30 protein-coding genes are annotated in these 23,262 nt (G+C 60.1%); 12 read left to right on the forward strand and 18 right to left on the reverse strand.

What is annotated here, in order from left to right; genetic code table 11:
- Positions 1-125: 125 nt before the first annotated feature.
- Genes WH299_RS27160 through WH299_RS27170 form a run of 3 tightly spaced genes read right to left on the reverse strand, consistent with a single transcriptional unit; the run spans position 126 to position 1,675 of the window.
- Entirely contained in the window at positions 126-611 is a 486-nt protein-coding gene (locus tag WH299_RS27160) for a hypothetical protein (RefSeq protein WP_122723772.1), read from the reverse strand.
- A gap of 35 nt (positions 612-646) precedes the next feature.
- Positions 647-1,114, reverse strand: a complete 468-nt coding sequence (locus WH299_RS27165) for a WbuC family cupin fold metalloprotein (protein ID WP_122723770.1) — start codon at positions 1,112-1,114, stop codon at positions 647-649.
- Positions 1,115-1,117: 3 nt separating this feature from the next.
- Positions 1,118-1,675: a hypoxanthine-guanine phosphoribosyltransferase gene (locus WH299_RS27170; protein ID WP_025856323.1), complete on the reverse strand. Its 558-nt coding sequence runs from the start codon at positions 1,673-1,675 to the stop codon at positions 1,118-1,120.
- Between the two features lie 164 nt (positions 1,676-1,839).
- On the opposite strand from WH299_RS27170, the gene upp reads away from it, so the two are divergent.
- Both upp and WH299_RS27180 read left to right on the forward strand, forming a co-directional pair.
- Positions 1,840-2,478 carry a uracil phosphoribosyltransferase gene (upp, locus tag WH299_RS27175; RefSeq protein ID WP_010213094.1) on the forward strand — a complete coding sequence of 213 codons (639 nt, stop codon included), beginning with the start codon at positions 1,840-1,842 and terminating at the stop codon, positions 2,476-2,478.
- A 2-nt stretch (positions 2,479-2,480) separates the two neighbouring features.
- Positions 2,481-3,755, forward strand: coding sequence for a uracil-xanthine permease family protein (locus tag WH299_RS27180; RefSeq protein WP_339551836.1), 1,275 nt, complete (start codon positions 2,481-2,483; stop codon positions 3,753-3,755).
- A 126-nt stretch (positions 3,756-3,881) separates the two neighbouring features.
- Here WH299_RS27180 and hisC read toward each other — a convergent pair whose 3' ends face one another.
- The 10 genes from hisC to WH299_RS27230 all read right to left on the reverse strand — a co-directional run bounded on the left by hisC (position 3,882) and on the right by WH299_RS27230 (position 11,953).
- Positions 3,882-4,934 carry a histidinol-phosphate transaminase gene (gene hisC, locus WH299_RS27185; protein ID WP_339551838.1) on the reverse strand — a complete coding sequence of 351 codons (1,053 nt, stop codon included), beginning with the start codon at positions 4,932-4,934 and terminating at the stop codon, positions 3,882-3,884.
- 3 nt (positions 4,935-4,937) lie between these two features.
- Positions 4,938-6,260, reverse strand: coding sequence for a histidinol dehydrogenase (gene hisD / locus WH299_RS27190; protein ID WP_122723764.1), 1,323 nt, complete (start codon positions 6,258-6,260; stop codon positions 4,938-4,940).
- 128 nt (positions 6,261-6,388) lie between these two features.
- Positions 6,389-7,024: an ATP phosphoribosyltransferase gene (gene hisG / locus WH299_RS27195; RefSeq protein WP_010213102.1), complete on the reverse strand. Its 636-nt coding sequence runs from the start codon at positions 7,022-7,024 to the stop codon at positions 6,389-6,391.
- Between the two features lie 251 nt (positions 7,025-7,275).
- On the reverse strand, positions 7,276-8,541 hold the full coding sequence (murA, locus tag WH299_RS27200) for a UDP-N-acetylglucosamine 1-carboxyvinyltransferase (protein WP_010213103.1): 1,266 nt from the start codon (positions 8,539-8,541) through the stop codon (positions 7,276-7,278).
- A gap of 23 nt (positions 8,542-8,564) precedes the next feature.
- On the reverse strand, positions 8,565-8,804 hold the full coding sequence (locus tag WH299_RS27205) for a BolA family protein (protein ID WP_122723762.1): 240 nt from the start codon (positions 8,802-8,804) through the stop codon (positions 8,565-8,567).
- Between the two features lie 114 nt (positions 8,805-8,918).
- Entirely contained in the window at positions 8,919-9,224 is a 306-nt protein-coding gene (locus WH299_RS27210; protein WP_122723760.1) for an STAS domain-containing protein, read from the reverse strand.
- Complete coding sequence (locus tag WH299_RS27215) at positions 9,221-9,868, reverse strand: MlaC/ttg2D family ABC transporter substrate-binding protein (RefSeq protein ID WP_123478183.1); 648 nt, start codon at positions 9,866-9,868, stop codon at positions 9,221-9,223. Before WH299_RS27215 ends, WH299_RS27210 begins: the two co-directional genes overlap by 4 nt.
- 11 nt (positions 9,869-9,879) lie before the next feature.
- Positions 9,880-10,347 carry an outer membrane lipid asymmetry maintenance protein MlaD gene (gene mlaD / locus WH299_RS27220; RefSeq protein WP_003171814.1) on the reverse strand — a complete coding sequence of 156 codons (468 nt, stop codon included), beginning with the start codon at positions 10,345-10,347 and terminating at the stop codon, positions 9,880-9,882.
- A complete protein-coding gene (mlaE, locus tag WH299_RS27225) occupies positions 10,347-11,144 on the reverse strand; it encodes a lipid asymmetry maintenance ABC transporter permease subunit MlaE (protein WP_028618862.1) in 798 nt (265 codons plus the stop codon). Before mlaE ends, mlaD begins: the two co-directional genes overlap by 1 nt.
- Complete coding sequence (locus tag WH299_RS27230; RefSeq protein WP_003171811.1) at positions 11,144-11,953, reverse strand: ATP-binding cassette domain-containing protein; 810 nt, start codon at positions 11,951-11,953, stop codon at positions 11,144-11,146. Before WH299_RS27230 ends, mlaE begins: the two co-directional genes overlap by 1 nt.
- A 297-nt stretch (positions 11,954-12,250) precedes the next feature.
- On the opposite strand from WH299_RS27230, the gene WH299_RS27235 reads away from it, so the two are divergent.
- The 10 genes from WH299_RS27235 to WH299_RS27280 all read left to right on the forward strand — a co-directional run bounded on the left by WH299_RS27235 (position 12,251) and on the right by WH299_RS27280 (position 19,260).
- Positions 12,251-13,225, forward strand: a complete 975-nt coding sequence (locus WH299_RS27235; RefSeq protein ID WP_028618861.1) for a KpsF/GutQ family sugar-phosphate isomerase — start codon at positions 12,251-12,253, stop codon at positions 13,223-13,225.
- Positions 13,226-13,750, forward strand: coding sequence for a KdsC family phosphatase (locus tag WH299_RS27240; RefSeq protein ID WP_010213109.1), 525 nt, complete (start codon positions 13,226-13,228; stop codon positions 13,748-13,750).
- Positions 13,751-13,758: 8 nt separating this feature from the next.
- Positions 13,759-14,331 (forward strand): LPS export ABC transporter periplasmic protein LptC, encoded by a 573-nt coding sequence (gene lptC, locus WH299_RS27245; RefSeq protein ID WP_028618860.1) that lies wholly within the window; start codon positions 13,759-13,761, stop codon positions 14,329-14,331.
- Complete coding sequence (lptA, locus tag WH299_RS27250; protein WP_339551841.1) at positions 14,318-14,851, forward strand: lipopolysaccharide transport periplasmic protein LptA; 534 nt, start codon at positions 14,318-14,320, stop codon at positions 14,849-14,851. Before lptC ends, lptA begins: the two co-directional genes overlap by 14 nt.
- Positions 14,851-15,576 carry an LPS export ABC transporter ATP-binding protein gene (lptB, locus tag WH299_RS27255; protein ID WP_003171806.1) on the forward strand — a complete coding sequence of 242 codons (726 nt, stop codon included), beginning with the start codon at positions 14,851-14,853 and terminating at the stop codon, positions 15,574-15,576. Before lptA ends, lptB begins: the two co-directional genes overlap by 1 nt.
- Positions 15,577-15,761: 185 nt before the next feature.
- Positions 15,762-17,255, forward strand: a complete 1,494-nt coding sequence (locus WH299_RS27260) for an RNA polymerase factor sigma-54 (RefSeq protein WP_016974289.1) — start codon at positions 15,762-15,764, stop codon at positions 17,253-17,255.
- 75 nt (positions 17,256-17,330) lie between these two features.
- Entirely contained in the window at positions 17,331-17,636 is a 306-nt protein-coding gene (gene hpf, locus WH299_RS27265) for a ribosome hibernation-promoting factor, HPF/YfiA family (RefSeq protein WP_003171804.1), read from the forward strand.
- A 10-nt stretch (positions 17,637-17,646) separates the two neighbouring features.
- Positions 17,647-18,111 (forward strand): PTS IIA-like nitrogen regulatory protein PtsN, encoded by a 465-nt coding sequence (gene ptsN / locus WH299_RS27270; RefSeq protein WP_122723754.1) that lies wholly within the window; start codon positions 17,647-17,649, stop codon positions 18,109-18,111.
- Positions 18,112-18,113: 2 nt separating this feature from the next.
- Positions 18,114-18,971 (forward strand): RNase adapter RapZ, encoded by an 858-nt coding sequence (rapZ, locus tag WH299_RS27275; protein ID WP_122723752.1) that lies wholly within the window; start codon positions 18,114-18,116, stop codon positions 18,969-18,971.
- A gap of 16 nt (positions 18,972-18,987) precedes the next feature.
- Positions 18,988-19,260 carry an HPr family phosphocarrier protein gene (locus tag WH299_RS27280; RefSeq protein WP_339551843.1) on the forward strand — a complete coding sequence of 91 codons (273 nt, stop codon included), beginning with the start codon at positions 18,988-18,990 and terminating at the stop codon, positions 19,258-19,260.
- Between the two features lie 98 nt (positions 19,261-19,358).
- Here WH299_RS27280 and WH299_RS27285 read toward each other — a convergent pair whose 3' ends face one another.
- The 5 genes from WH299_RS27285 to WH299_RS27305 are packed head-to-tail and all read right to left on the reverse strand — an operon-like array spanning position 19,359 to position 23,119.
- Entirely contained in the window at positions 19,359-20,252 is an 894-nt protein-coding gene (locus tag WH299_RS27285; protein ID WP_339551845.1) for a ZIP family metal transporter, read from the reverse strand.
- Positions 20,253-20,285: 33 nt separating this feature from the next.
- The gene (locus WH299_RS27290) at positions 20,286-20,897 is read right to left on the reverse strand and encodes a superoxide dismutase (RefSeq protein WP_323623475.1); all 612 of its coding nucleotides are present in this window, start codon (positions 20,895-20,897) and stop codon (positions 20,286-20,288) included.
- A 1-nt stretch (position 20,898) separates the two neighbouring features.
- Positions 20,899-21,327 carry a hypothetical protein gene (locus WH299_RS27295; RefSeq protein ID WP_133074648.1) on the reverse strand — a complete coding sequence of 143 codons (429 nt, stop codon included), beginning with the start codon at positions 21,325-21,327 and terminating at the stop codon, positions 20,899-20,901.
- Positions 21,328-21,354: 27 nt separating this feature from the next.
- On the reverse strand, positions 21,355-22,731 hold the full coding sequence (locus WH299_RS27300) for a class II fumarate hydratase (RefSeq protein ID WP_122723746.1): 1,377 nt from the start codon (positions 22,729-22,731) through the stop codon (positions 21,355-21,357).
- Positions 22,724-23,119 (reverse strand): FagA protein, encoded by a 396-nt coding sequence (locus WH299_RS27305; RefSeq protein ID WP_123478175.1) that lies wholly within the window; start codon positions 23,117-23,119, stop codon positions 22,724-22,726. Before WH299_RS27305 ends, WH299_RS27300 begins: the two co-directional genes overlap by 8 nt.
- Positions 23,120-23,262: the final 143 nt, after the last annotated feature.

Here is a 23,262-nt window from a genome sequence, read left to right on the forward strand (position 1 = left end):
GTGGGAGCTGGCTTGCCTGCGATAGCGGTGGGTCAACTGGCCCCTCTGTCACTGAGACAACGCTATCGCAGGCAAGCCAGCTCCCACATCAATTGCATCCACATAACGGAATCTGTGTCGCCTGGCTACTTCGCGCGAACGGCTCCGGTATGCAAATCCGCCCAGATATGCCCGTTGGCATAACTGAGGAACTGCACATACACCGTGTCATTGCGCAGCAAGTCGACAATCACGCGGTACTGGGCCACCGGGTACGACAAGGTCAACGTCTTGCTCTTGTCATCGAAAGCGGGCTTTTTCAGGCTTTTGCTCTCAGCATCAAAATTGAGCACCACTTGGCTGATCGTCGCGCCCTTGTTGAGGGACTTGCCCTTGAGGCGGATCATCAGCGGCGAGGTCACCGGGATCGGCTGTTGGCTGGACTGGCGCTGGTTGCCCACCACCACCGCGTACTCGGTGACTTGCAGCAATTGTTGCTGGTCCGGCGCTTCGGCGCGCAGGCTCAGGTCGTCCGAGGGCAGGAACTGGCTGTGCATCGGTGCAGGCGCCGCGGCCAGCGGCAGGCTGAGGGTCAGCGCCAGGGCGGCGCAGGTGCGTATCAACAGGCTCATGGGCCGCTCCGGCAAGATGGGCCCAGCACTGTAGCTCAATCGAACTGGGCAAGCATCCAGCGTTGATACTCGGCCACGCCGGCATCGCCTTCGCGGGGCGCCCAGTCAGCCAGTTCGCCCTCGCCCACCGGACGATAAGGGCCGGCCTTGCACTCGAACATCACGGTGTCGGGCTCCAGCACCACCAAACCGTGAAATACACCGGGCGGAAGATCGACACCGGCGCATTCACCACCGGCCTGCATCACACGCTTGGCGAGCACTTCGCCCGTTTCGCTGAACACCAGCAAACCCAGGCTGCCTTGCAGCACAAGCAAGGTTTCGGCCTTGTCCGCGCTCAGGTGCCGATGAGGCGGCACGTAGGTGTCCGGTTGCAGGCCCACCGCCAGCCTATGGCAAGGCTCTTCCATCTGGTGGAAGTTGTGGTGGTGTCGACCGCGAGGGCTGGCGGCCGCTTTCTCGGCCAGTTCGGCAAACAGCGTCTGATCAAGAAAGCGGGCCATGGCTTACATCCCTTTGACGGCAAAGATCCCATTGGCATTGCGCCAGTAACCTTTGTAGTCCATGCCGTAACCGAAGATGTAGCGGTCGATGCATGGCAGGCCGACATAATCAGCCTTCAGGTCTGGGCGGGCCTTGCGGTCGTGGTCTTTGTCGATCAATACGGCTGTGTGCACTTTGCGCGCGCCAGCGTGTTTGCAGAAGTCGATGATCGCGCCCAGGGTGTGGCCTTCATCGAGGATGTCGTCGATGATCAGCACGTCGCGGTCGATGAACGAGACTTCCGGCTTGGCTTTCCAGAACAGGTCGCCGCCGCTGGTTTCGTTGCGATAGCGGGTGGCGTGCAGGTAGGAGGCTTCCAGCGGGAATTGCAGGTGGGTCAGCAATTTGCCGGCGAAGATCAGGCCACCGTTCATCACGCAGAAGACCACCGGGTTGGTGTCGGCCATTTCGCGGGTGATGTGCGCGCCGACCTTGGCGATCGCCTCTTCGACTTGCGCTTCGGTGTACAGGCAGTCAGCCTCGCGCATGATTTGACGGATATGCTCGAGATCAGCGGACATGGCGCTCTCCAAGGGGGTGCTGTGGCAAGAAAAGCGGGCGAAGGTACGCTTCTCGTGCGCTCCGAGCAAGCCTTAATGGACTAACGTACTAGATGTCTATAGGACAACACCCTCGGATAGATTAATCTAGGCCGGTTTTTTTGCCCGCCGCCGGAGCCTTTCCCATGCCCACTCGCGAGATCCGCCATCCGCTGATCCGACACAAGCTCGGCCTTATGCGCCGCGCCGACATTAGCACGAAGAACTTCCGTGAGCTTGCTCAGGAAGTCGGAGCGTTGCTCACTTACGAAGCCACCAAGGACTTACCCCTGGAAACCTACGAGATCCCCGGTTGGGCCGGTCCCGTCCAGGTGGAAAAAATCGCTGGTAAGAAAATCACCGTGGTCCCGATCCTGCGCGCCGGTATCGGCATGCTTGAAGGCGTCCTCAGCCTGATCCCGGGCGCCAAGGTCAGCGCCGTGGGCGTAGCCCGCAACGAAGAGACGCTGGAAGCCCACACCTACCTGGAAAAACTCGTTCCGGAAATCAACGAGCGCCTGGCGATGATCATCGACCCGATGCTGGCTACCGGCAGTTCCATGGTTGCCACCATCGACCTGCTGAAAAAAGCCGGTTGCCGGGACATCCGCGCCATGGTTCTCGTCGCTGCGCCCGAAGGCATTGCGGCCGTCGAGAAGGCCCACCCGGACGTGCAGATCTACACCGCCTCCATCGACGAGCGCCTGAACGAACACGGCTACATCATCCCAGGCCTGGGCGATGCCGGTGACAAGATCTTCGGCACCAAGCAGAAGGACGCGTGAGCATGCAGGATGAATTCAACGACCCGCTTTGGCGCCAGATCCTGTCTGGCGCACAAATGCTCTTCGTAGCATTTGGCGCGTTGGTGTTGATGCCGCTGATCACAGGTCTTGATCCAAACGTTGCATTGTTCACCGCCGGCCTGGGCACGTTGCTGTTCCAGGTGGTGACAGGGCGGCAGGTGCCGGTCTTCCTGGCGTCGAGCTTTGCCTTCATCACCCCGATCATTCTCGCCAAGGGCCAGTTCGGCCTCGCGGCGACCATGGGCGGGGTGATGGCCGCCGGCTTCGTTTATACCTTCCTGGGCCTGGCCGTGAAGATCAAGGGCACCGGGTTTATCGACCGGCTGCTGCCACCCGTGGTGATCGGGCCGGTGATTATTTCCATCGGCCTGGCCATGGCACCGATCGCCGCCAACATGGCGATGGGTAAAGCCGGTGACGGCACCGAGCTGATCCATTACCAGACGGCGATGCTGATCTCGATGCCGGCGCTGCTGACCACCTTGATCGTGGCGGTGTTCGGCAAGGGGATTTTCCGCCTGGTGCCGATCATTTCCGGCGTGTTGGTGGGTTTTGCCATGTCGTTCTACTTCGGCGTGGTCGACACGGCGAAGATCGCCGCCGCGCCGTGGTTCGCCCTGCCCCCCTTCACCGCGCCGGAATTCAACTGGCAGGCGATCCTGTTCATCGTCCCCGTGGCCCTGGCCCCGGCGATCGAGCATATCGGCGGTGTGATTGCGGTCGGCAGCGTGACCGGTCGCGACTACCTGAAGAAGCCCGGCCTGCATCGCACCCTGCTGGGCGACGGCATTGCCACCACGGCCGCCGGCCTGTTTGGCGGCCCACCTAACACGACCTACGCGGAAGTGACCGGCGCGGTGATGCTGACCAAGAACTACAACCCGAAAATCATGACCTGGGCGGCGGTGTTTGCCATCAGCCTGGCGTTCATCGGCAAGTTCGGCGCACTGCTGCAGAGTATCCCCGTGCCGGTGATGGGCGGGATCCTGTGCTTGCTGTTCGGTTCGATTGCTGCGGTGGGCATGAACACGCTGATCCGCCACAAGATCGACCTGGGCGAGGCGCGCAACCTGGTGATCGTGTCGGTGACGTTGGTGTTCGGGATTGGCGGTGTGCTGGTCGGCACCGGCACCGGCCCGGATGATTTCGGCCTCAAGGGCATCGCCCTGTGTGCGGTGGTGGCGATTGGTTTGAACCTGCTGCTGCCGGGCAATGATGGTTGGAAGAACAAGAAGCCGGACGAGCCACTGATCTAAGCAACACTGTAGAACCCAATGTGGGAGGGGGCTTGCCCCCGATAGCAGTGTGTCAGTCAATGCATTAGCCGACTGATACACCGCCATCGGGGGCAAGCCCCCTCCCACATTTAATTTCAGCGCTCGTTAGAGCTGGCCTAGCCCATCAATCAGCGCCCGGTTCTGCTCAGGCGTACCAATGCTGATCCGCAGGAACTGGGCAATCCGCGCCTGCTTGAAGTGCCGCACGATCACACCTTGCTCACGCAACTTGGCCGCCAGGCCGGCAGCGTCGTGCTTGGGGTGACGAGCAAAGATGAAGTTCGCCGCTGACGGCAACACTTCAAACCCCTTCGCCTCCAACTGCCCGACCACCTTGTTGCGGCTGTCGATCACCCGTTGGCACGTCTTCTCGAAATACTCACGGTCCTCGAACGCCGCCGCTGCACCAACAATCGCCAAGCGATCGAGCGGATAGGAGTTGAAGCTGTTCTTGACCCGCTCCAGCGCTTCGATCAGGTCCGGGTGACCCACGGCCAGGCCCACGCGCAAACCGGCCAGTGAGCGCGATTTGGACAGGGTCTGGGTCACCAGCAGGTTCGGGTAGCGGTCCACCAGGCTGATGGCTGTTTCACCGCCGAAGTCGATATAGGCTTCATCGACCACCACCACCGAGTCCGGGCTGGCCTTGAGGATCTGCTCCACGGCGTCCAGCGCCAGCACGCAGCCGGTGGGCGCGTTCGGGTTGGGGAAGATGATCCCGCCGTTCGGCTTCGCGTAATCCGCCACACGAATCTGGAACTGCTCATCCAACGGCACCGGATCGGACTGAATGCCATAGAGGCCGCAGTAAACCGGGTAGAAGCTGTAGCTGATGTCCGGGAACAGCAGCGGCAGATCGTGCTGGAACAGGCCGTGAAAAATGTGCGCGAGGACTTCATCGGAACCGTTGCCAAGGAACACCTTGCCAGCATCGATCCCGTAATACTTGGCGACCGCCTGCTTGAGCAGGTCGCTGTTGGGGTCCGGGTACAGGCGCAGGTTGTCGTTCAACTCAGCCTGCATCGCGGCCAACGCCTTGGGCGATGGGCCGTAGGGGTTTTCATTGGTGTTGAGCTTGACCAGTTTGGTCAGCTTGGGTTGCTCGCCGGGCACGTAAGGCACGAGGTCCTTGACGAAAGGGCTCCAGAATTTGCTCATGTCTCAGTTCCCCTTCTCTTCAAGGATGCGGTATTCAGCGCTACGGGCGTGAGCGCTCAGGGACTCACCACGGGCCAGCACCGAGGCGGTCTTGCCCAGCTCGGAGGCACCCTGTGGCGAACAGAAGATGATCGACGAACGCTTCTGGAAGTCATACACCCCCAGCGGCGACGAGAAACGCGCGGTGCCGGACGTCGGCAGCACGTGGTTCGGGCCCGCACAGTAGTCGCCCAGGGCTTCGCTGGTGTGGCGGCCCATGAAGATCGCACCGGCGTGGCGGATCGACGGCAGCCAGGCTTGCGGATCGGCGACGGACAGTTCCAGGTGCTCCGGCGCGATGCGGTTGGCCACTTCAATGGCCTGCTCCATGTCACGCACCAGGATCAACGCGCCACGGCCGTTGATCGACTTCTCGATGATCTCGGCGCGGTCCATCGTCGGCAGCAGCTTGTTGATGCTAGCGGCGACTTGGTCGAGGAATTCCGCGTCCGGGCTGACCAGGATCGCCTGGGCGTCTTCGTCGTGCTCGGCCTGGGAGAACAAGTCCATGGCAATCCAGTCCGGATCAGTCTGGCCGTCGCACACCACGAGGATTTCCGACGGGCCGGCGATCATGTCGATACCGACCTGGCCGAACACGTGGCGCTTGGCGGTGGCGACGTAGATATTGCCAGGGCCGACCACCTTGTCCACTTTCGGCACACTCTCGGTGCCGTAAGCCAAGGCCGCGACGGCTTGGGCGCCACCGATGGTGAACACGCGGTCGACACCGGCGATGCAGGCGGCGGCCAGCACCAGCTCGTTGATTTCACCGCGCGGGGTCGGCACGACCATGACCACTTCGGTCACGCCCGCCACTTTGGCCGGGATCGCGTTCATCAACACCGACGACGGGTACGACGCCTTGCCGCCCGGCACGTACAGGCCAGCGCGGTCGAGTGGCGTGACCTTCTGGCCCAGCACGGTGCCGTCGGCCTCGGTGTAGCTCCAGGAGTCCTGTTTCTGTTTTTCGTGGTAGCTGCGCACGCGCGCCGCCGCGATTTCCAGGGCTTCGCGCTGAGGTGCAGTAATGCGCGTCAGGGCCAGCTCCAAGCGTTCACGGGGCAGGATCAGGTCGGACATCGACGCGACGTCCAGGCCATCGAACTGGCGGGTGAAGTCCACCAGCGCCGCATCACCGCGCTCGCGCACGGCCTTGATGATGTCGAGCACTCGCCCGTTGACCGACTCGTCGGACACGCTTTCCCAGCTCAGCAGATGATCCAGATGATGGGCGAAATCCGGGTCGGCAGCGTTGAGTCGGGCAATTGCAGTGGACGTGGTCATAGCGAGGGCCTCAATAGAATTGGCAAAAACTCAGGCGCCCTAAACTAGCAGTCGTTTCCGCTTGGGCACCTGAGAATTCTGGCTATGAGGCGGATAGACGGGCGCAGCCTTCCGGCTACGCGGGTAAGTCAACCGCGGTGTCGCGACTCCACTGCCTTGCGCAGGGTGTCGATCAACGCCTGGATACGGGCGTGCTGCATCTTCATCGATGCTTTGTTGACGATCAGGCGGGAGCTGATATCGGCAATGAATTCTTGCGGCTCAAGACCGTTGGCACGCAGGGTGTTGCCGGTGTCGACCACGTCGATGATCTTGTCGGCCAGGCCGATCAACGGCGCCAGTTCCATCGAGCCGTAGAGCTTGATGATGTCGACTTGGCGACCTTGTTCGGCGTAGTAACGCTTGGCAACGTTGACGAACTTGGTCGCCACACGCAGGCGGCCTTTGGGCTCGACATCACCGACACGGCCAGCGGTCATCAGCTTGCACAGGGCGATACGCAGGTCCAATGGCTCGTACAGGCCCTGGCCGCCGTATTCCATCAACACGTCTTTACCGGCGACACCCAGGTCGGCCGCGCCATGCTCAACGTAGGTCGGCACGTCGGTAGCCCTCACGATCAACAGGCGAACGTCGTCCTGGGTCGTGGGGATGATCAGCTTGCGGCTCTTGTCCGGATTCTCGGTCGGCACGATGCCAGCTTCAGCCAGAAGCGGCAAAGTGTCGTCAAGGATGCGGCCCTTGGACAGTGCGATGGTCAACATGGGAAACGTCAGTCCTTCATCAGGCTATTGCTGCCCGGTCGCAAACGGCGCCGGACACAGATCGAGGCCATTACAGCCTCGATTTGAAACAAATTCAGCATACTGCTTCTTTAATTTGTAGTGAGCCGGCTTGTCGGGTCGCCGCATCGCCCGCGCTGGAGTGCGAAGCGCTCCCAAGATTTTTAGGGCCGATTCGCAGGTCAGCGCGGGCGATGCGGCGACCCGACAAGCCCGCTCACTACAAACAGCAACTAGCCCGGTACGCGGCGGATTTTTGCGCCGAGCATCTGCAGTTTTTCTTCAATGCACTCGTAACCACGGTCTATGTGGTAGATACGGTCGATCAGGGTATCGCCTTCGGCGATCAGCGCCGAGATCACCAGGCTGGCCGAAGCCCGCAGATCGGTAGCCATCACTGGCGCGCCCTTGAGTTTCTCGGTGCCGGTAACGATGGCGGTGTTGCCTTCAACCTGGATCTTCGCGCCCATGCGGTGCAGTTCGTACACGTGCATGAAGCGGTTTTCGAAGATGGTCTCGATCACGGCGCCGGTGCCTTCAGCAATGGCGTTCAATGAGATGAACTGCGCCTGCATGTCGGTCGGGAACGCCGGGTACGGAGCGGTGCGCACGTTGACGGCTTTAGGACGCTTGCCGTGCATGTTCAGCTCGATCCAGTCTTCACCGGTGGTGATTTCGGCACCGGCTTCGCGCAGTTTTTCCAGGACCGCTTCCAGGATGGTCGGATCGGTGTCCTTGACCTTGACGCGGCCACCGGTCACGGCGGCGGCAACCAGGTAGGTGCCGGTCTCGATGCGGTCTGGCATGACCTTATAGGTAGCGGTGTGCAGGCGCTCTACACCATCGATGGTGATAGTGTCGGTGCCGGCACCGGAAACCTTGGCACCCATGGCGTTCAGGAAGTTGGCCAGGTCGACCACTTCCGGCTCACGCGCGGCGTTCTGCAGCACGCTGCGGCCTTTGGCCAGGGCAGCGGCCATCATGATGTTCTCGGTACCGGTCACGCTGACGGTATCAAAGAAGAAATTCGCGCCACGCAGGCCGCCTTCCGGCGCCTTGGCCTTGATGTAGCCGCCTTCGACGTCGATCACTGCGCCCATGGCTTCGAGGCCACGGATGTGCAGGTCCACCGGGCGCGAACCGATAGCGCAACCGCCAGGCAGGGCGACTTCGGCTTCACCGAAACGGGCAACCATCGGGCCCAGCACCAGGATCGACGCACGCATGGTTTTCACCAGTTCGTACGGGGCGATCAGGGTCTTGATAGTGCGCGGGTCGATTTCGACAGCCAGTTTCTCGTCGATCACCGGCTCAATGCCCATGCGACCGAACAGCTCGATCATGGTGGTGATGTCGTGCAGGTGCGGCAGGTTGGCCACGGTGACCGGGCCATCGCACAGCAGGGTCGCTGCCAGGATCGGCAAGGCGGAGTTTTTCGCACCGGAGATGCGAATCTCGCCATCAAGGCGGGCACCGCCGGTAATAATCAATTTATCCATAAGAATCTCGACGCCTTGGGGGCTCAGGTGCGCTCGGCCCAGGCCGCGCGGCTGAAAAATTTCATAGTGACCGCATGGATGCTGCCATTGGTGATCCACGGGTTCAAATGGGCATAGATCTGCTGTTGACGCTTGACCGGGCTGAGTGCCGCCAGTTCATCGCTAATCACGTTCAGCTGGAAGTTGCAGCCTTCGCCTTCAACTTCAACGGTCGTTTCCGGCAGCTTTCCTTCAAGAAAGCTCTTAACTTCTAGGGCCTGCATGCTCAACCTCTATCGGCGCCCAGTGCGCGCGGGTCGCACATCATACAAAAAAGCCCCGCGCCTGCGAACCCCGCATAGCAGGACTCTGACGGGGGGCCTCTCTAATAATGTGTATTAAGGATGCGCCAGCAGCTCGGTCAGACCGGAAACTTCGGCAATTTCACGCATGTCTTCGGGCATAGCACGGATGCTGACGGGTTTTTTGGCCGCTTCGGCATCACGCATGAAGCACAGCAACAACGATAAGCCAACGCTGCTGGACTTGGTCACTGCCGAACAATCCAGCACCAGCGCGGGCGCGGAGCTGGTCTTGATCAGGGCCTGGCCCTGCTTGCGCAGGTCAGGCCCGGTGCGGTAATCCAGCACGCCGCTGATGAACAACTCGCCGGCATCGCCTAGACGAACAGCCGACTCGGTCATTGCGCAGGCTTCCCGGCAGCTTTATCGGTTTCTTCCTTGGCCTTGGCGACTTCACCGGCCCAACCATTGATGGTTTTGTCCAGGTCGTTGCCATTGCGCTGCATGGCATCGGCGAACTGGTCACGGAAGAGCTTGCCGATGTTGATCCCGTTGATGATCACGTTACGCAGCTTCCACTCGCCGTTGATCTTCTCCAGCGTGTACTGCACCGGGTAGACCGCGCCGTTGTTGCCCTTGACGCTCATGTTGACGCTGGTGCGATCACCGGACTCGTCACCGGCTGGAGCGACGGTAATACCCTGGTTGTTGTACTCAAGCAAAGCGTTACCGTAGAACTGGAACAGGCCCTTCTTGAAGTTTTCCTGGAAAGTCTGCATCTGCGCAGGGGTAGCTTTGCGCGAATACTTGACCGTCATGATGCTGCGGGAAATGCCCTCGGCATCGACGACTGGGCCGACAATGGTGTTGAGTGCGTCGTAGAACTTACTCGGATCTTGCTTGTACTGCTCTTTATTGGCAGTCAGGTCAGCCAGCATTTTGCTGGTCGTGTCCTGCACCAGGTCGTGGGCAGAACCTGCAGCGTTAGCCATCAGCGGCAGCGCTGCCAACAACACCAGCAGGCCACGTCGCAAGGTAGAGATCATGAACAGATTCCTCATTTGGCGTCTTTATTGACCGTATTAAGCAGGAATTTACCGATCAGGTCTTCAAGCACCAGCGACGACTGTGTGTCGTGGATTGTCGAGCCATCCTTGAGCAGGGCTGTTTCCCCACCCACGCTGACACCGATGTATTTCTCGCCCAGCAGACCCGCAGTGAGGATAGATGCAGTGGAGTCAGTTGGCAGATTATCTACCTTCTTGTCCAGTTGCATGGTCACTCGCCCGGTGAAGCTGTCGCGGTCCAGATCGATTGCCGTAACCTTGCCGATGGTCACACCGGCCATGGTCACTTTAGCTCTGACAGTCAAACCGGCGATATTGTCGAAGTACGCGTAAAGTTTATAAGTATCGGCGGTGGGGCTGGCCGACAGGCCACTGACTCGCAGGGCCAACAACAGTAAAGCCAGGATGCCAGCCAGCAAGAAAAGGCCGACACCGATTTCCACAGTGCGGTTTTGCATCAGAAATCTCCAAACATCAAGGCGGTCAAAATGAAGTCAAGGCCCAGTACCGCCAGCGAGGCGTACACAACGGTCTTGGTGGTGGCGCGACTGATCCCTTCTGAAGTGGGCTCACAGTCGTAGCCTTGGAATACGGCGATCCAGGTGACGACAAAGGCGAAGACGATGCTCTTTATGATGCCGTTGAGCACGTCACCGCTGAAGGTCACGCTGTTTTGCATGTTGGCCCAGTAGGAGCCGTCGTAGACGCCCAGCCAGTCCACCGCCACCCACGAACCGCCCCAGATACCGACCACGCTGAAGATCATCGCCAGCAGTGGCAGGGAAATGAAGCCGGCCCACAGGCGTGGGGCAACAATGTACTTGAGCGGGTCCACGCCGATCATTTCCAGGCTGGACAGCTGTTCGGTGGACTTCATGTTGCCGATTTCGGCGGTCAGCGCGGAACCCGCACGCCCGGCGAACAGCAAGGCGGTCACCACCGGCCCCAGCTCACGCAGCAGCGTCAGGGCGACCATCTGCCCGACCGCCTGCTCCGAACCGTAGCTGGAAAGAATATTGAAGCCCTGCAACGCCAGCACCATGCCGATGAAGACCCCGGAGACCACAATGATCACCAGGGACATCACGCCGACCGAATGCAGCTGCTTGACCAGCAGGCCGAAGCCGCCGCCAATACCGCCGCGACCGAGCAGGGCGTGGAACAGGAAAATCGTCGAACGGCCGAGCACTTCGACAATGTCGATACCCGAGCGACCGAAAAGGCGAACCTTCTCGATAAGAGATGTCTTGCGCATCAGCGCTTCCCCAGAAGATCTGAGCGGTAATCCGCTGCCGGAAAGTGAAAAGGCACCGGGCCATCAGGATCGCCGGTCATGAATTGGCGAATGCGCGGGTTGTCTGCGTTCATCAGCTCTTCAGGCGTGCCCTGCCCCAGCACCTGGCCATCGCCGACCACATAGAGGTAATCGGCAATGCTCGCGGTTTCTGCAAGATCGTGGGAAACCACGATACTGGTGATGCCCAGTGCATCATTGAGCAGACGAATCAAGCGCACCAGCACGCCCATGGCGATGGGGTCCTGGCCGACGAAGGGCTCGTCATACATGAGGATCTGCGGGTCGAGGGCGATGGCGCGCGCCAGGGCCACACGGCGCTTCATGCCGCCGGACAGCTCGTCAGGCATCAGGTCGATGGCACCACGAAGGCCTACGGCCTGCAGTTTCAGCAACACGATGTCACGAATCATTTCATCGGACAGCTGGGTATGCACCCGCAGCGGAAAGGCCACGTTCTCGAACACATCGAGGTCGGTGAACAGCGCACCGCTCTGAAACAGAACACCCATATGTTTGCGCGCATCGAACAGATCGCTGCGCGACAGCGTCGGCAGGTTCTGGCCATTGACCCACACTTCGCCGGCGCTGGGACGCAATTGCATGCCCATCAGGCGCAACAGGGTGGTCTTGCCGCAACCGGAAGGCCCCATGATGCCCGTGACCTTGCCGCGCGGAATGCGGATATCGACGTTATTGAAGATGCTGCGCGTCCCGCGCTTGAAGGTCAGTCCCTTCAGCTCGACCGCGTAGGCGTTATCGGCACTCATCTAAACTCCTTGGGATGCAGCCTCTCACTCAGACACCACGCTTGCGACAAACGTTTGCAACCGTTGTGCAATAGTTGGCACGTGGACTGGGCGGACCGAACTGGCGGCGAACTATATCACTGCTGGTACAAGGCGCCCAAGGCCGGAACAGCGCTTGTTCAGATTGGGGACAGGGAAAAATCGTTGCTTAGGATGAATCTCAGGCGCATTGCGAACAAAGCCTGACGAACTAGCGTGAGGGAATTGATCATTACCGCTATAATCGCCGACTTTTCGTCAGGCTATACGATTTCAGACATGAGCCAATCCAGCGACCTTATTCAATCCGCACAACGCACCATCCGCCTCGAGCTTGAAGCCGTAGAAGGCTTGCTGGCGCATATCGACGCAGATTTCGTACGCGCCTGCGAGATGATTCTGGCCAGCAAGGGCCGCGTTGTCGTGGTCGGCATGGGCAAGTCGGGCCACGTCGGCAACAAGATCGCCGCCACCCTGGCCAGCACCGGGACCACCGCATTTTTCGTGCACCCGGCCGAAGCCAGCCACGGTGACATGGGCATGATCACCAAGGATGACATCATCCTGGCGCTGTCAAACTCAGGCACCACTAACGAAATCGTGACCCTGTTGCCGCTGATCAAGCGCCTGGGCATCCAGATGATCAGCCTCACCGGAAACCCGGAATCGACGCTGGCCAAGGCCGCCGAAGTGAACCTGAATGTTCACGTGGACCATGAAGCCTGCCCACTGAACCTGGCACCCACCTCCTCCACCACCGCCGCACTGGTCATGGGCGACGCCCTGGCCGTGGCGTTGCTGGAAGCCCGTGGATTTACCGCTGAAGACTTCGCGTTTTCCCATCCAGGTGGTGCCTTGGGCCGCCGCCTGCTGCTGAAAGTGGAAAACGTCATGCATTCCGGTGATGAATTGCCCCACGTCCAGCGCGGCACCTTGCTGAAGGACGCGTTGATGGAGATGACCCGCAAGGGCCTCGGCATGACCGTGATCCTGGAAGCCGACGGCCGCCTGGCCGGGGTCTTCACCGACGGCGACCTGCGTCGCACCCTGGACCGCACCATTGATATCCACACCGCCACCATCGACGCGGTGATGACCCCCCACGGCAAGACCGCCCGCCCCGAGATGCTGGCGGCCGAAGCCTTGAAAATCATGGAAGACCATAAGATCGGCGCGCTGGTGGTGGTCGATGGCAATGACCACCCGATCGGCGCCCTGAACATGCACGACTTGCTGCGTGCGGGAGTGATGTAAATGACCAGCGACCTGTTGCAACGCGGTAAAAACATCAAATTGGCGATTTTCGACGTTGATGGCGTGCTGACCGATGGCCGCCTGTACTTCCTCGAGGACGGCAGCGAATTCAAGACGTTCAACACCCTCGACGGCCAGGGCATCAAGATGCTGATGGCATCGGGCGTGCAAACGGCGATTATCAGCGGTCGGAAAACTCCGGTTGTGGAACGCCGCGCACAAAACCTGGGGATTCCTCACCTGTATCAGGGCCGCGAGGATAAACTGGTGGTTCTGGACGAGCTTCTTGGCCAACTCAACCTAAGCTATGAGCAGGTCGCCTACTTGGGCGATGACCTGCCAGACCTGCCGGTGATCCGTCGAGTAGGCCTGGGCATGGCCGTCGCCAATGCGGCGGCGTTTGTTCGCGAGCACGCCCATGGCATCACCACCGCCCGTGGCGGTGAAGGTGCCGCCCGCGAGTTCTGCGAGCTGATCCTGCGTGCCCAGGGCAGCCTTGAAGCGGCCCACGCCGCCTACTTATAGAGCGTTTTATGCTGAGCAAAAAGATTCGCAACTTTCTGATATTCGGGGTCATCGCTGCGCTGTTCCTGGCGGTGGGCTACTGGAACATCAGCCCGGAGCGCTTTCTCGACCAGCCTGCCGCGCAGGTTGATGAGGGGGCTATCGACTATTACGCCATCAATGCCAAGAGCGTGCAGTTCCTGCCCGACGGCAAGGTGCAGTACGAGATGACCTCAGACAAGGTCGAGCACGTGAAGGCCAGCGAAATTACGCTGCTGACCAACCCTGACATGAACATTTACCGCGGCACCGAGTTCCCATGGCACGTCACCAGCAAGCGTGGTGAGGTCAACCCGGACGGTACCGAGGTGGAACTGATCGACTCGGTGCGCGTTGCGCGCACCGACGATAAAAATCGTGAGACCGTGATTACCAGCAGTCGCATGACCGTATTCCCGCAGAAGCAATATGCGCAGACCGAGCAAGACGTTAGAATCGACGGCGCTGGCGGTGTATCGACTGGCAAGGGAATGAAAGCGTATTTGAAAGAAAGCAGGATACACCTGCTATCGAACGTAAGAGGACAGTATGAGGCTCGTTAAAACTCTCCCTATTTTGCTCGGTCTGGGCGCAGCACTGGGAAGCGTGAGCGCCTGGGCTCTGCCGAACGATAGCCAGCAGCCGATCCATATCTCGGCTGACGATGCGCAGCTGGATGACAAGCAAGGCGTTGCCACCTACACCGGCGGCGTGATCATCACCCAGGGTTCGATGAAGATCACCGGCAATACCGTGACGCTTACGCGCACCAAGACCGGCGATATCGACGTGGTGACGTCGGTAGGCAACCTGGCTTACTTCGAACAGAAGCAGTCCGCTGCCGATACCGGCCCGATGAAGGGCTACGGCAAGACCATCCAGTACCACGCCCAGCAGAACCGCATCGTGCTGATCGACCAGGCCAAGGTACTGAGCCCCGACGGCAACTCCACGGAAGGTGAAAAAATCACCTATGACACCGTGAAACAGATCGCTAACGCCGGTCGCGCCAATGGCTCCAAGGTCACCGCGCCACGCCCACGCATCGACATGGTTATCCAGCCGAAGAAGAAGGCCGAGTAATGGCAACCCTGAAAGCCCAGCATCTGGCCAAGGCCTATAAAAGCCGTCAGGTCGTGCGCGACGTCAGCCTGTCGATCGACAGCGGCCAGATCGTCGGCTTGCTCGGCCCCAACGGCGCCGGCAAGACCACCTGCTTCTACATGATTGTCGGCCTGGTCCAGGCGGATCAGGGTCGCGTGCTGATCGACGACCTGGACGTGAGCCACCAGCCAATGCACGGTCGTGCGCGCGCCGGTATCGGCTATCTCCCGCAGGAAGCGTCGATCTTCCGTAAACTGTCGGTCGCCGATAACATCATGGCGATCCTCGAGACCCGCAAGGAACTCGACCGTGACGGCCGTCGCAAGGAGCTGGAAAGCCTGCTGCAGGAGTTCCATATCAACCACATCCGCGACAACCTCGGCATGAGCCTTTCCGGCGGCGAGCGTCGTCGTGTGGAAATCGCCCGCGCGCTGGCCACTGCGCCCAAGTTCATCCTGTTGGACGAACCGTTTGCCGGCGTCGACCCGATCTCGGTCGGCGACATCAAGCAGATCATCCATCACCTCAAGGCCAAGGGCATTGGCGTGTTGATCACTGACCACAACGTCCGTGAGACGCTCGATATCTGCGAGACCGCGTATATCGTCAACGATGGCCAACTGATCGCCGAAGGTGATTCCGCCACCATCCTGGCCAACGAACTGGTCAAGGAAGTGTACCTGGGTCACGAGTTCCGCCTGTAAACACCGTGGTGTCACGGCCGTTTGCCGAGGTGCGCGGGAGTCAATGAAAACCTCCGGATTTTTATTGTTACCGCGCTCTAGGCAAAGCCCCCGACATCAGGCATATAATTTGCTTATGTTTGGCGCTCACGCGCCCTGTCGTGGATGGCGCATTGCGCCGGCGAATAAGGTGTTAAGCCCCTGCCATGAAACCATCGCTAGTCCTGAGAATGGGCCAGCAGCTGACGATGACACCGCAGCTGCAACAGGCCATCCGCCTGCTCCAATTGTCGACCCTGGACCTGCAACAGGAAATCCAGGAGGCCCTGGAGTCCAATCCGATGCTCGAACGCCAGGAAGAAGGCGACGACTTCGATAACGCAGACCCGCTGGCCGATAACATCGAGCAAAAACCCAATTCCGACGTGCAGGAACCTTCCTACCAGGAAACCGCCCCAACGGTGGATAACCTTGAGGAAGGCGAATGGAACGAACGCATCCCCAACGAACTTCCCGTCGACACGGCGTGGGAGGACGTCTACCAGACCAGCGCCAGCAGCCTGCCCAGTAATGACGACGACGAGTGGGACTTCACCACCCGCACGTCCGCCGGTGAAAGCCTGCAGAGCCACCTGCTGTGGCAACTGAACCTGGCGCCGATGTCGGACACCGACCGCCTGATCGCCGTGACCCTGATCGACTGCATCAACAACCAGGGTTATCTAGACGAGACGCTCGAAGAAATTCTTGAAGCGTTCGACCCGGAACTGGATATCGAGCTGGACGAGATCGAAGCCGTCCTGCACCGCATCCAGCAATTCGAGCCTGCCGGGATCGGCGCGCGCACCCTGAGCGAATGCCTGCTGCTGCAATTGCGCCAACTGCCGGCCAAGACGCCTTGGCTCGCCGAGGCCCAGCGCCTGGTCACCGATTACATCGACCTGCTGGGCAGTCGCGACTACAGCCAGTTGATGCGCCGCATGAAGCTCAAGGAAGACGACCTGCGCCAGGTCATCGAGCTGGTCCAGAGCCTCAACCCACGCCCCGGCTCGCAGATCGAATCCAGCGAAGCCGAATACGTGGTGCCCGACGTCATTGTGCGCAAGGACAATGAGCGCTGGCTGGTGGAGCTGAACCAGGAATCGGTGCCACGCCTGCGGGTCAATCCGCAATACGCCGGTTTCGTGCGTCGCGCCGACACCAGCGCCGACAACACCTTCATGCGTAACCAGCTGCAGGAAGCCCGCTGGTTCATCAAGAGCCTGCAAAGCCGCAACGAAACCCTGATGAAAGTGGCCACCCAGATCGTCGAGCACCAGCGCGGCTTCCTGGAGTACGGCGACGAAGCCATGAAACCGTTGGTGCTGCATGATATCGCCGAAGCGGTGGGCATGCATGAATCGACGATTTCGCGGGTTACCACGCAAAAATTCATGCATACCCCACGGGGTATATATGAGCTGAAATACTTTTTCTCCAGCCACGTCAGCACCTCCGAAGGCGGTGAATGCTCGTCCACGGCGATCCGCGCGATCATCAAAAAACTGGTTGCCGCGGAAAATCAGAAAAAGCCATTGAGTGACAGTAAGATCGCTGGTTTACTGGAGGCACAAGGCATTCAGGTCGCCCGTCGAACCGTCGCCAAGTACCGCGAGTCCCTCGGGATCGCGCCTTCCAGCGAGCGTAAGCGTTTGATGTGACGGGCGGGCCACAGCGTTCCAGTGGCAGGCGCTTTTGCCTGCCGCTTTATGCACTGGCAACGAAGGAGAAGCTGTATGCAAGTCAACATCAGTGGACACCAGCTGGAAGTCACCAAACCCCTGCGTGAATACACCGAAAGCAAGCTGAACAAGCTGGCAGGGCATTTTGACAAGATCACCAACGTGCAGGTCATCATGGAGGTCGATAAGCTCAAGCAGAAAATCGAGGCCACCCTGCACGTACCGAATGCAAAGCTCGTCGCCAATGCAGAGCATGAAGACATGTACGCGGCGATCGACTCGCTCTACGACAAGCTGGACCGCCAACTCATAAAGCATAAGGAAAAGAATCTGCACCTGATGCAAGGTACAGGTCGTTAACTCTCCCCCCATGATCCGACTTGAAACCATCCTGACCCCCGGCCGTTCCCTTGTGAACGCGCCGGGCGGCAGTAAAAAGAAAGCCCTTGAACAAATTGCCAACCTGATCAGCAGCCAAGTGCCTGATCTGGAGATGCAGGATGTCTTCGAGGCTCTGATTGCCCGTGAAAAACTCGGTTCGACCGGTTTTGGCAACGGCATCGCCATCCCCCACTGCCGCCTCAAAGGCTGCGAGACACCCGTCAGCGCCTTGCTGCACCTGGAAAAACCCATTGATTTCGATGCTATCGATGGTGCACCGGTCGACCTGCTGTTCGTGCTGCTGGTCCCGGAAGCCGCCACCGATGCGCACCTGGAACTGCTTCGGCAGATCGCCAGCATGCTCGACCGCAAGGAAGTACGCGACAGACTGCGCAGTGCCAGCAGCAACGAGGCGCTGTATCAGGTTGTCCTGGATGAACAGAGCGGGCAGTAATCATGCGTTTGATCATCGTCAGCGGCCGCTCCGGCTCGGGTAAAAGCACCGCCCTCAACGTACTTGAGGATAACGGTTTCTATTGCATCGACAACTTGCCCGCCGGCCTGCTGCCGGAATTGGCGGAACGCGCGTTGATTCACACCGAACTGGCGCAACCGCTGGTCGCCGTCTCGATTGATGCCCGCAACCTGCCCAGCCACCTTGAGCGCTTCCCGCAATTGCTCGAGGAAGTGCGGGCCAAGCACATTCATTGCGACGTGCTTTACCTGGATGCCGACGAAGAGACGCTGCTCAAGCGATTCTCGGAAACCCGCCGGCGTCACCCCCTCAGCAGCCCTCACCGCTCCCTGGCCGAAGCCATCGAAGACGAAACCAAGCTGCTGGGACCGATCATTGACCTCGCAGACCTCAAGATCAACACCACCAGCCTCAACCTGTACCAGTTGCGCGATGCCATCAAGCTGCGCCTGCTGAACCAGCCCGAGCCGGGTACGGCGTTTCTGGTCGAGTCGTTTGGGTTCAAGCGCGGCATGCCGGTGGACGCCGACCTGGTGTTCGACGTGCGCTGCCTGCCTAACCCTTACTGGAAGCCGGAACTGCGCGAACAGTCGGGGCTGGACCAGCCCGTGGCCGATTACCTGGCCGCGCAACCGGATGTGGAGGAGATGTTTCAGGACATCTCCGGTTACCTGCTTAAGTGGCTTCCGCGTTTTGCCGCCAGCAACCGGGCTTATGTCACCATTGCCATCGGCTGCACCGGCGGGCATCACCGCTCCGTCTACCTGACCGAGCGCCTGGGCCAGGTGTTGCAACAAACCCTCAAGAATGTCCAGGTCCGCCACCGCGACCTTAGCTGAAAGGAACACCCCCGCGATGCCCGCTCTGGAAATTGAAATCATCAACAAACTGGGTCTGCATGCCCGCGCTTCGGCTAAATTCGTGGGCGTGGCCGGGAAGTTTCCCTGCCAGATCCGTGCGGGTCGCACGCCGGAATCTATGGTCGATGGCAAAAGCATCATGGCCATGATGATGTTGGCAGCCGGCAAAGGCACCAAGATTCACTTGAAGACGGAAGGTGAGCAAGAGCAGGACGCGATGGACGCACTGGTCGCGCTGATCAATAACTACTTCGAGGAAGGCGAATAACCCTCTGTAGGAGCCCGGCTTGCCGGCGATGGCGTCGCCAAGCGCACCGCTCGTCTCAGGATTGATCGCCGGCAAGCCGGCTCCTACAAGGGAGCGGTTTACCCCAAGGCCGTGTCCATCACCATCATCAAGCAGAACCCGATGCACAACCCCATGCTGGCAAGTTTTTCGTGACCATTGCGTCGCGACTCGGGGATCACTTCGTGAGTCACCACCAACAGCATCGCACCGGCTGCCAGCGCCAAGCCTAGCGGCAGAAGCACCTCGGCCAGACTTACCAACCAGGCACATAGCACGGCAAATACCGGCTCCACCAGGCCTGACGCCGCGCCGATCAGGAATGCCTTGACCCGCGACATCCCGGCCCCGGCCAACACCAACGCAATCACCAGCCCTTCGGGCACGTCCTGCAAGGCAATGCCCATGGCCAGGCTGTCGGCATCCGGCATGCCGCCGCCCGCCGAGACGCCCACCGCCATACCTTCCGGGATGTTGTGGGCGATGATGGCAAACACAAACAGCCAGATACGCGGCGGAATCACCGGTTTTTCCGGCGTGCCCACCAGCATTTCCGGGCTGGCACCGGAGACCTTGCGGTCCACCAGATACAGCCCGAAAGCACCCAACATGATGCCAAAACTGATCAAACCACTGGCGCCCCAGGGCGAAAGCCCCAGGCCTTCAGCTGCAGCAATGCCCGGCACGATCAACGAAAACGCCGTCGCCGCCAGCATGACGCCAGCCCCAAAGCCCAGCAGCGTATCGCTCAATGCCACCGGCATGCGTCGAATAACCAGCACCGGTACCGCGCCGAGCGCCGTGCCGAGCGCGCAGATGGATCCCCCCTGCAGGGCGCGCAGAATGCGTGGTTCCAGGTTCAACCAGGCCAGCCCGTGGGCCACCAGCAATGCGGTACCTGCCAATAGCAGCAGCGAGCCAAACGCATAACGAAACATTCGCCCGCTGCTGATCGCCAGTGTTTCAGTGCCCATAGTCGGCCTTAGATCTTGTTATGAAGGTGAATGTCAGGCCACGGCAGCCTGATAGCGGGAGGCAACTTCTGACCAATTAATGACACTGTAGAAGGCATTGATGTATTCCGGGCGGCGGTTCTGGTACAGCAGGTAGTAGGCATGTTCCCAGACGTCCAGGCCGAGGATCGGGGTATTGCCGTTCATCAGTGGGCTGTCCTGGTTACCGCTGCTCTCCACCACCAGGGTCTTTTGCGGAGTGACGCTCAGCCAGGCCCAGCCGCTGCCGAAACGGGTCAATGCGGCCTTGGTGAAAGCCTCCTTGAAGCTGTCGAAACCGCCCAATTGCTCCTCAATGGCCTTGCCCAGCGCACCATCGGGTTTGCCGCCACCTTTGGGCGACATCACCGCCCAGAACAGCGAGTGGTTGGCATGACCACCGCCCTGATTGATCACGGCTGCACGCAGCTTTTCCGGCAGTTGCTGCACGCTGGAGACCAGCTTCTCGACCGGCCAGCCAGCGAACTCGGTGCCCTCGACGGCGGCGTTGAGATTGTTGATGTAGGTCTGGTGGTGCTTGGTGTAGTGGATTTCCATGGTTTGCGCATCGATATGCGGTTCCAGGGCGTCGTAGGCGTAAGGCAATGCAGGCAAGCTGTAAGTCATATCAATGTGCTCCGTAATGAGGAGTGGCGGGTTGCGCCGCAGCACCACCCAACAGGCGATGGGTGCGCGGGTACTCACCGTGATCGCTGATGAAATTCAATAGCTCGACGTAGGTTTTGCTGCTCTGGCGCAGCGCCGCTTCGCGCAATTGCGGGCTCAGACGCGGGTCCTGCATGGTCTGCAGCAGGCGCTGATGGATAGCGCACAGGTATTCCGCGCTTTCCTCCGGCTGGTTCAGGCGCAGGTGCAGGTCCGCCAGGTTGTGATGGGAAATGACGCAAGCCGCCACTGCTTCGTCGGCGTCCGCCCAGCGTTCGAACAACACTTGGGCAAGGGCCAGGGCTTGCAAATAGGCCTCGCGAGCGTCAACCAACTCGCCCGCCATAAAGCAGCGATTGGCCCGTTCGATCGTGCGTTTCCAGTGCTCCATGGTGAGCCTCCAAAGCAGGGTCGGTGATTACACGCCGCCGGCCGTGAGCTTTTCCGGATCCAGCAGGACCTCCAGTTGGCTGCGCGGCAAGTCGGTGTGCTCGAGGGCAACATCAATCACCGGACGGCCCTGTTGATAGGCTTTTTTGGCGATTTCAGCGGCCTTTTGGTAACCGATGATCGGGTTGAGTGCGGTCACCAGGATGGGGTTGCGCGACAACGCTTCCTTGAGCTTGGCTTCGTTGACCTTGAAACTGGCGATGGCTTTATCGGCCAGCAAACGGCTGGAATTAGCCAGCAATTCCAGGCTGCTGAGCAGGTTCTGCGCAATGATCGGCAGCATCACGTTCAGCTCGAAGTTGCCTGACTGACCGGCGACGGTGATCACCGTGTCATTGCCGATGACCTGTGCGGCGACCATCGCCGTGGCTTCCGGAATCACCGGGTTGACCTTGCCGGGCATGATCGAAGAACCCGGCTGCAAGCCTTCCAGCTCGATTTCACCCAGGCCGGCGAGCGGGCCGGAGTTCATCCAGCGCAGGTCGTTGGCGATTTTCATCAGCGACACGGCGGTGGCTTTCAACTGGCCGGAGACTGCGACGGCTGTGTCCTGCGAGCCAATCAGAGCGAACAGGTTCTTGCCGGGCGTGAATTTCACACCGGTCAGACTGCTCAGTTGCTGGCTGAAACGCGCCGCGAATTCCGGATGTGCGTTGATCCCGGTACCGACTGCCGTACCGCCCTGGGCCAGCGCTTGCAGGCTCGGCAGGAGGTCCTGCAGGTGGCCGATATTAGCCTTGAGCTGCTGAGCCCAACCGTTGAGCACCTGGCTCATGCGTACGGGCATGGCATCCATCAGGTGCGTGCGACCGGTCTTGATGAACGGGTGAACCTCTTCGGCTTTTTGTTCGATGACTTGCACCAAATGCAGCAGGGCCGGCAGTGTTTGCTCATGCAGTACCAGCGCGGCACTGACGTGGATCGTGGTCGGGATGATGTCGTTGCTGCTCTGGCCGCAGTTCACGTGGTCGTTGGGGTTGACCGGCTCACCGAGCATACGGGTGGCCAGGGTCGCAATCACTTCATTGGCGTTCATGTTCGAACTGGTGCCGGAGCCGGTCTGGAAAATATCCACCGGGAAGTGCTGCATAAAATCGCCTTCCAGCAAACCTTGGGCGGCATCGACGATGGCCTTGCCCTGCCCTTCGCTGATTTGCTTGAGGTCGACGTTGACCTTGGCGGCGGCGGCCTTGGCCAGGATCAGGGCGCGGATGAATTGCGCCGGCATGCGTTGATGACTGATCGGGAAATTGTTCACCGCGCGCTGGGTTTGCGCACCGTACAAGGCCTCGGTCGGCACTTGCAGTTCGCCCATGCTGTCGCGTTCGATACGGGTGTTACTCATCGTTAGATCCTTGCACCAGGTCAGAAACAGAAAGGGAGGGCAGCAATTCACAGGTCGCCAATCGCCACGCAAAGGACTGCCAGCGCTTGAGGCGGCAGGCGCAGTGAGAGAGTTTTTCCAAGTCGCGCAATGGGCGCCACGCCTGATCCAGGCACATGGAGCGCCAATGCCAGGGCAGCGCGATGTCGCTGGCGGTATCGAGCAGCAGGCGGAATGAGGTTTCTGCGATCGTCCACGGATGGGTCGCGGTGCAGCACGCCAGGTATCGACCCTCATTGAGGTAATGTTCGATCAGGCGCGGCTCGTTGGGGTCAAGGCCGCAGCGAATCTGGCGACTCATCCAGCGCCAGCTCTCCAGGTAAGGATCCTCATGCAGGACAGAACTCATGATCCACACTCATTCGGTAATGATATTTATTATTAAATGATATTGAGAATCAAAACAATAGCGGCAGATTGATCCGCCTGCAAAACGCCCACAAAAAAAGGCGCGCCATCTGATAGATGGGGCGCCGTTTTGAGTTAAGGTTG

This window comes from Pseudomonas sp. MYb541 (genome assembly GCF_037479595.1).
Lineage (GTDB): Bacteria > Pseudomonadota > Gammaproteobacteria > Pseudomonadales > Pseudomonadaceae > Aquipseudomonas > Aquipseudomonas canadensis.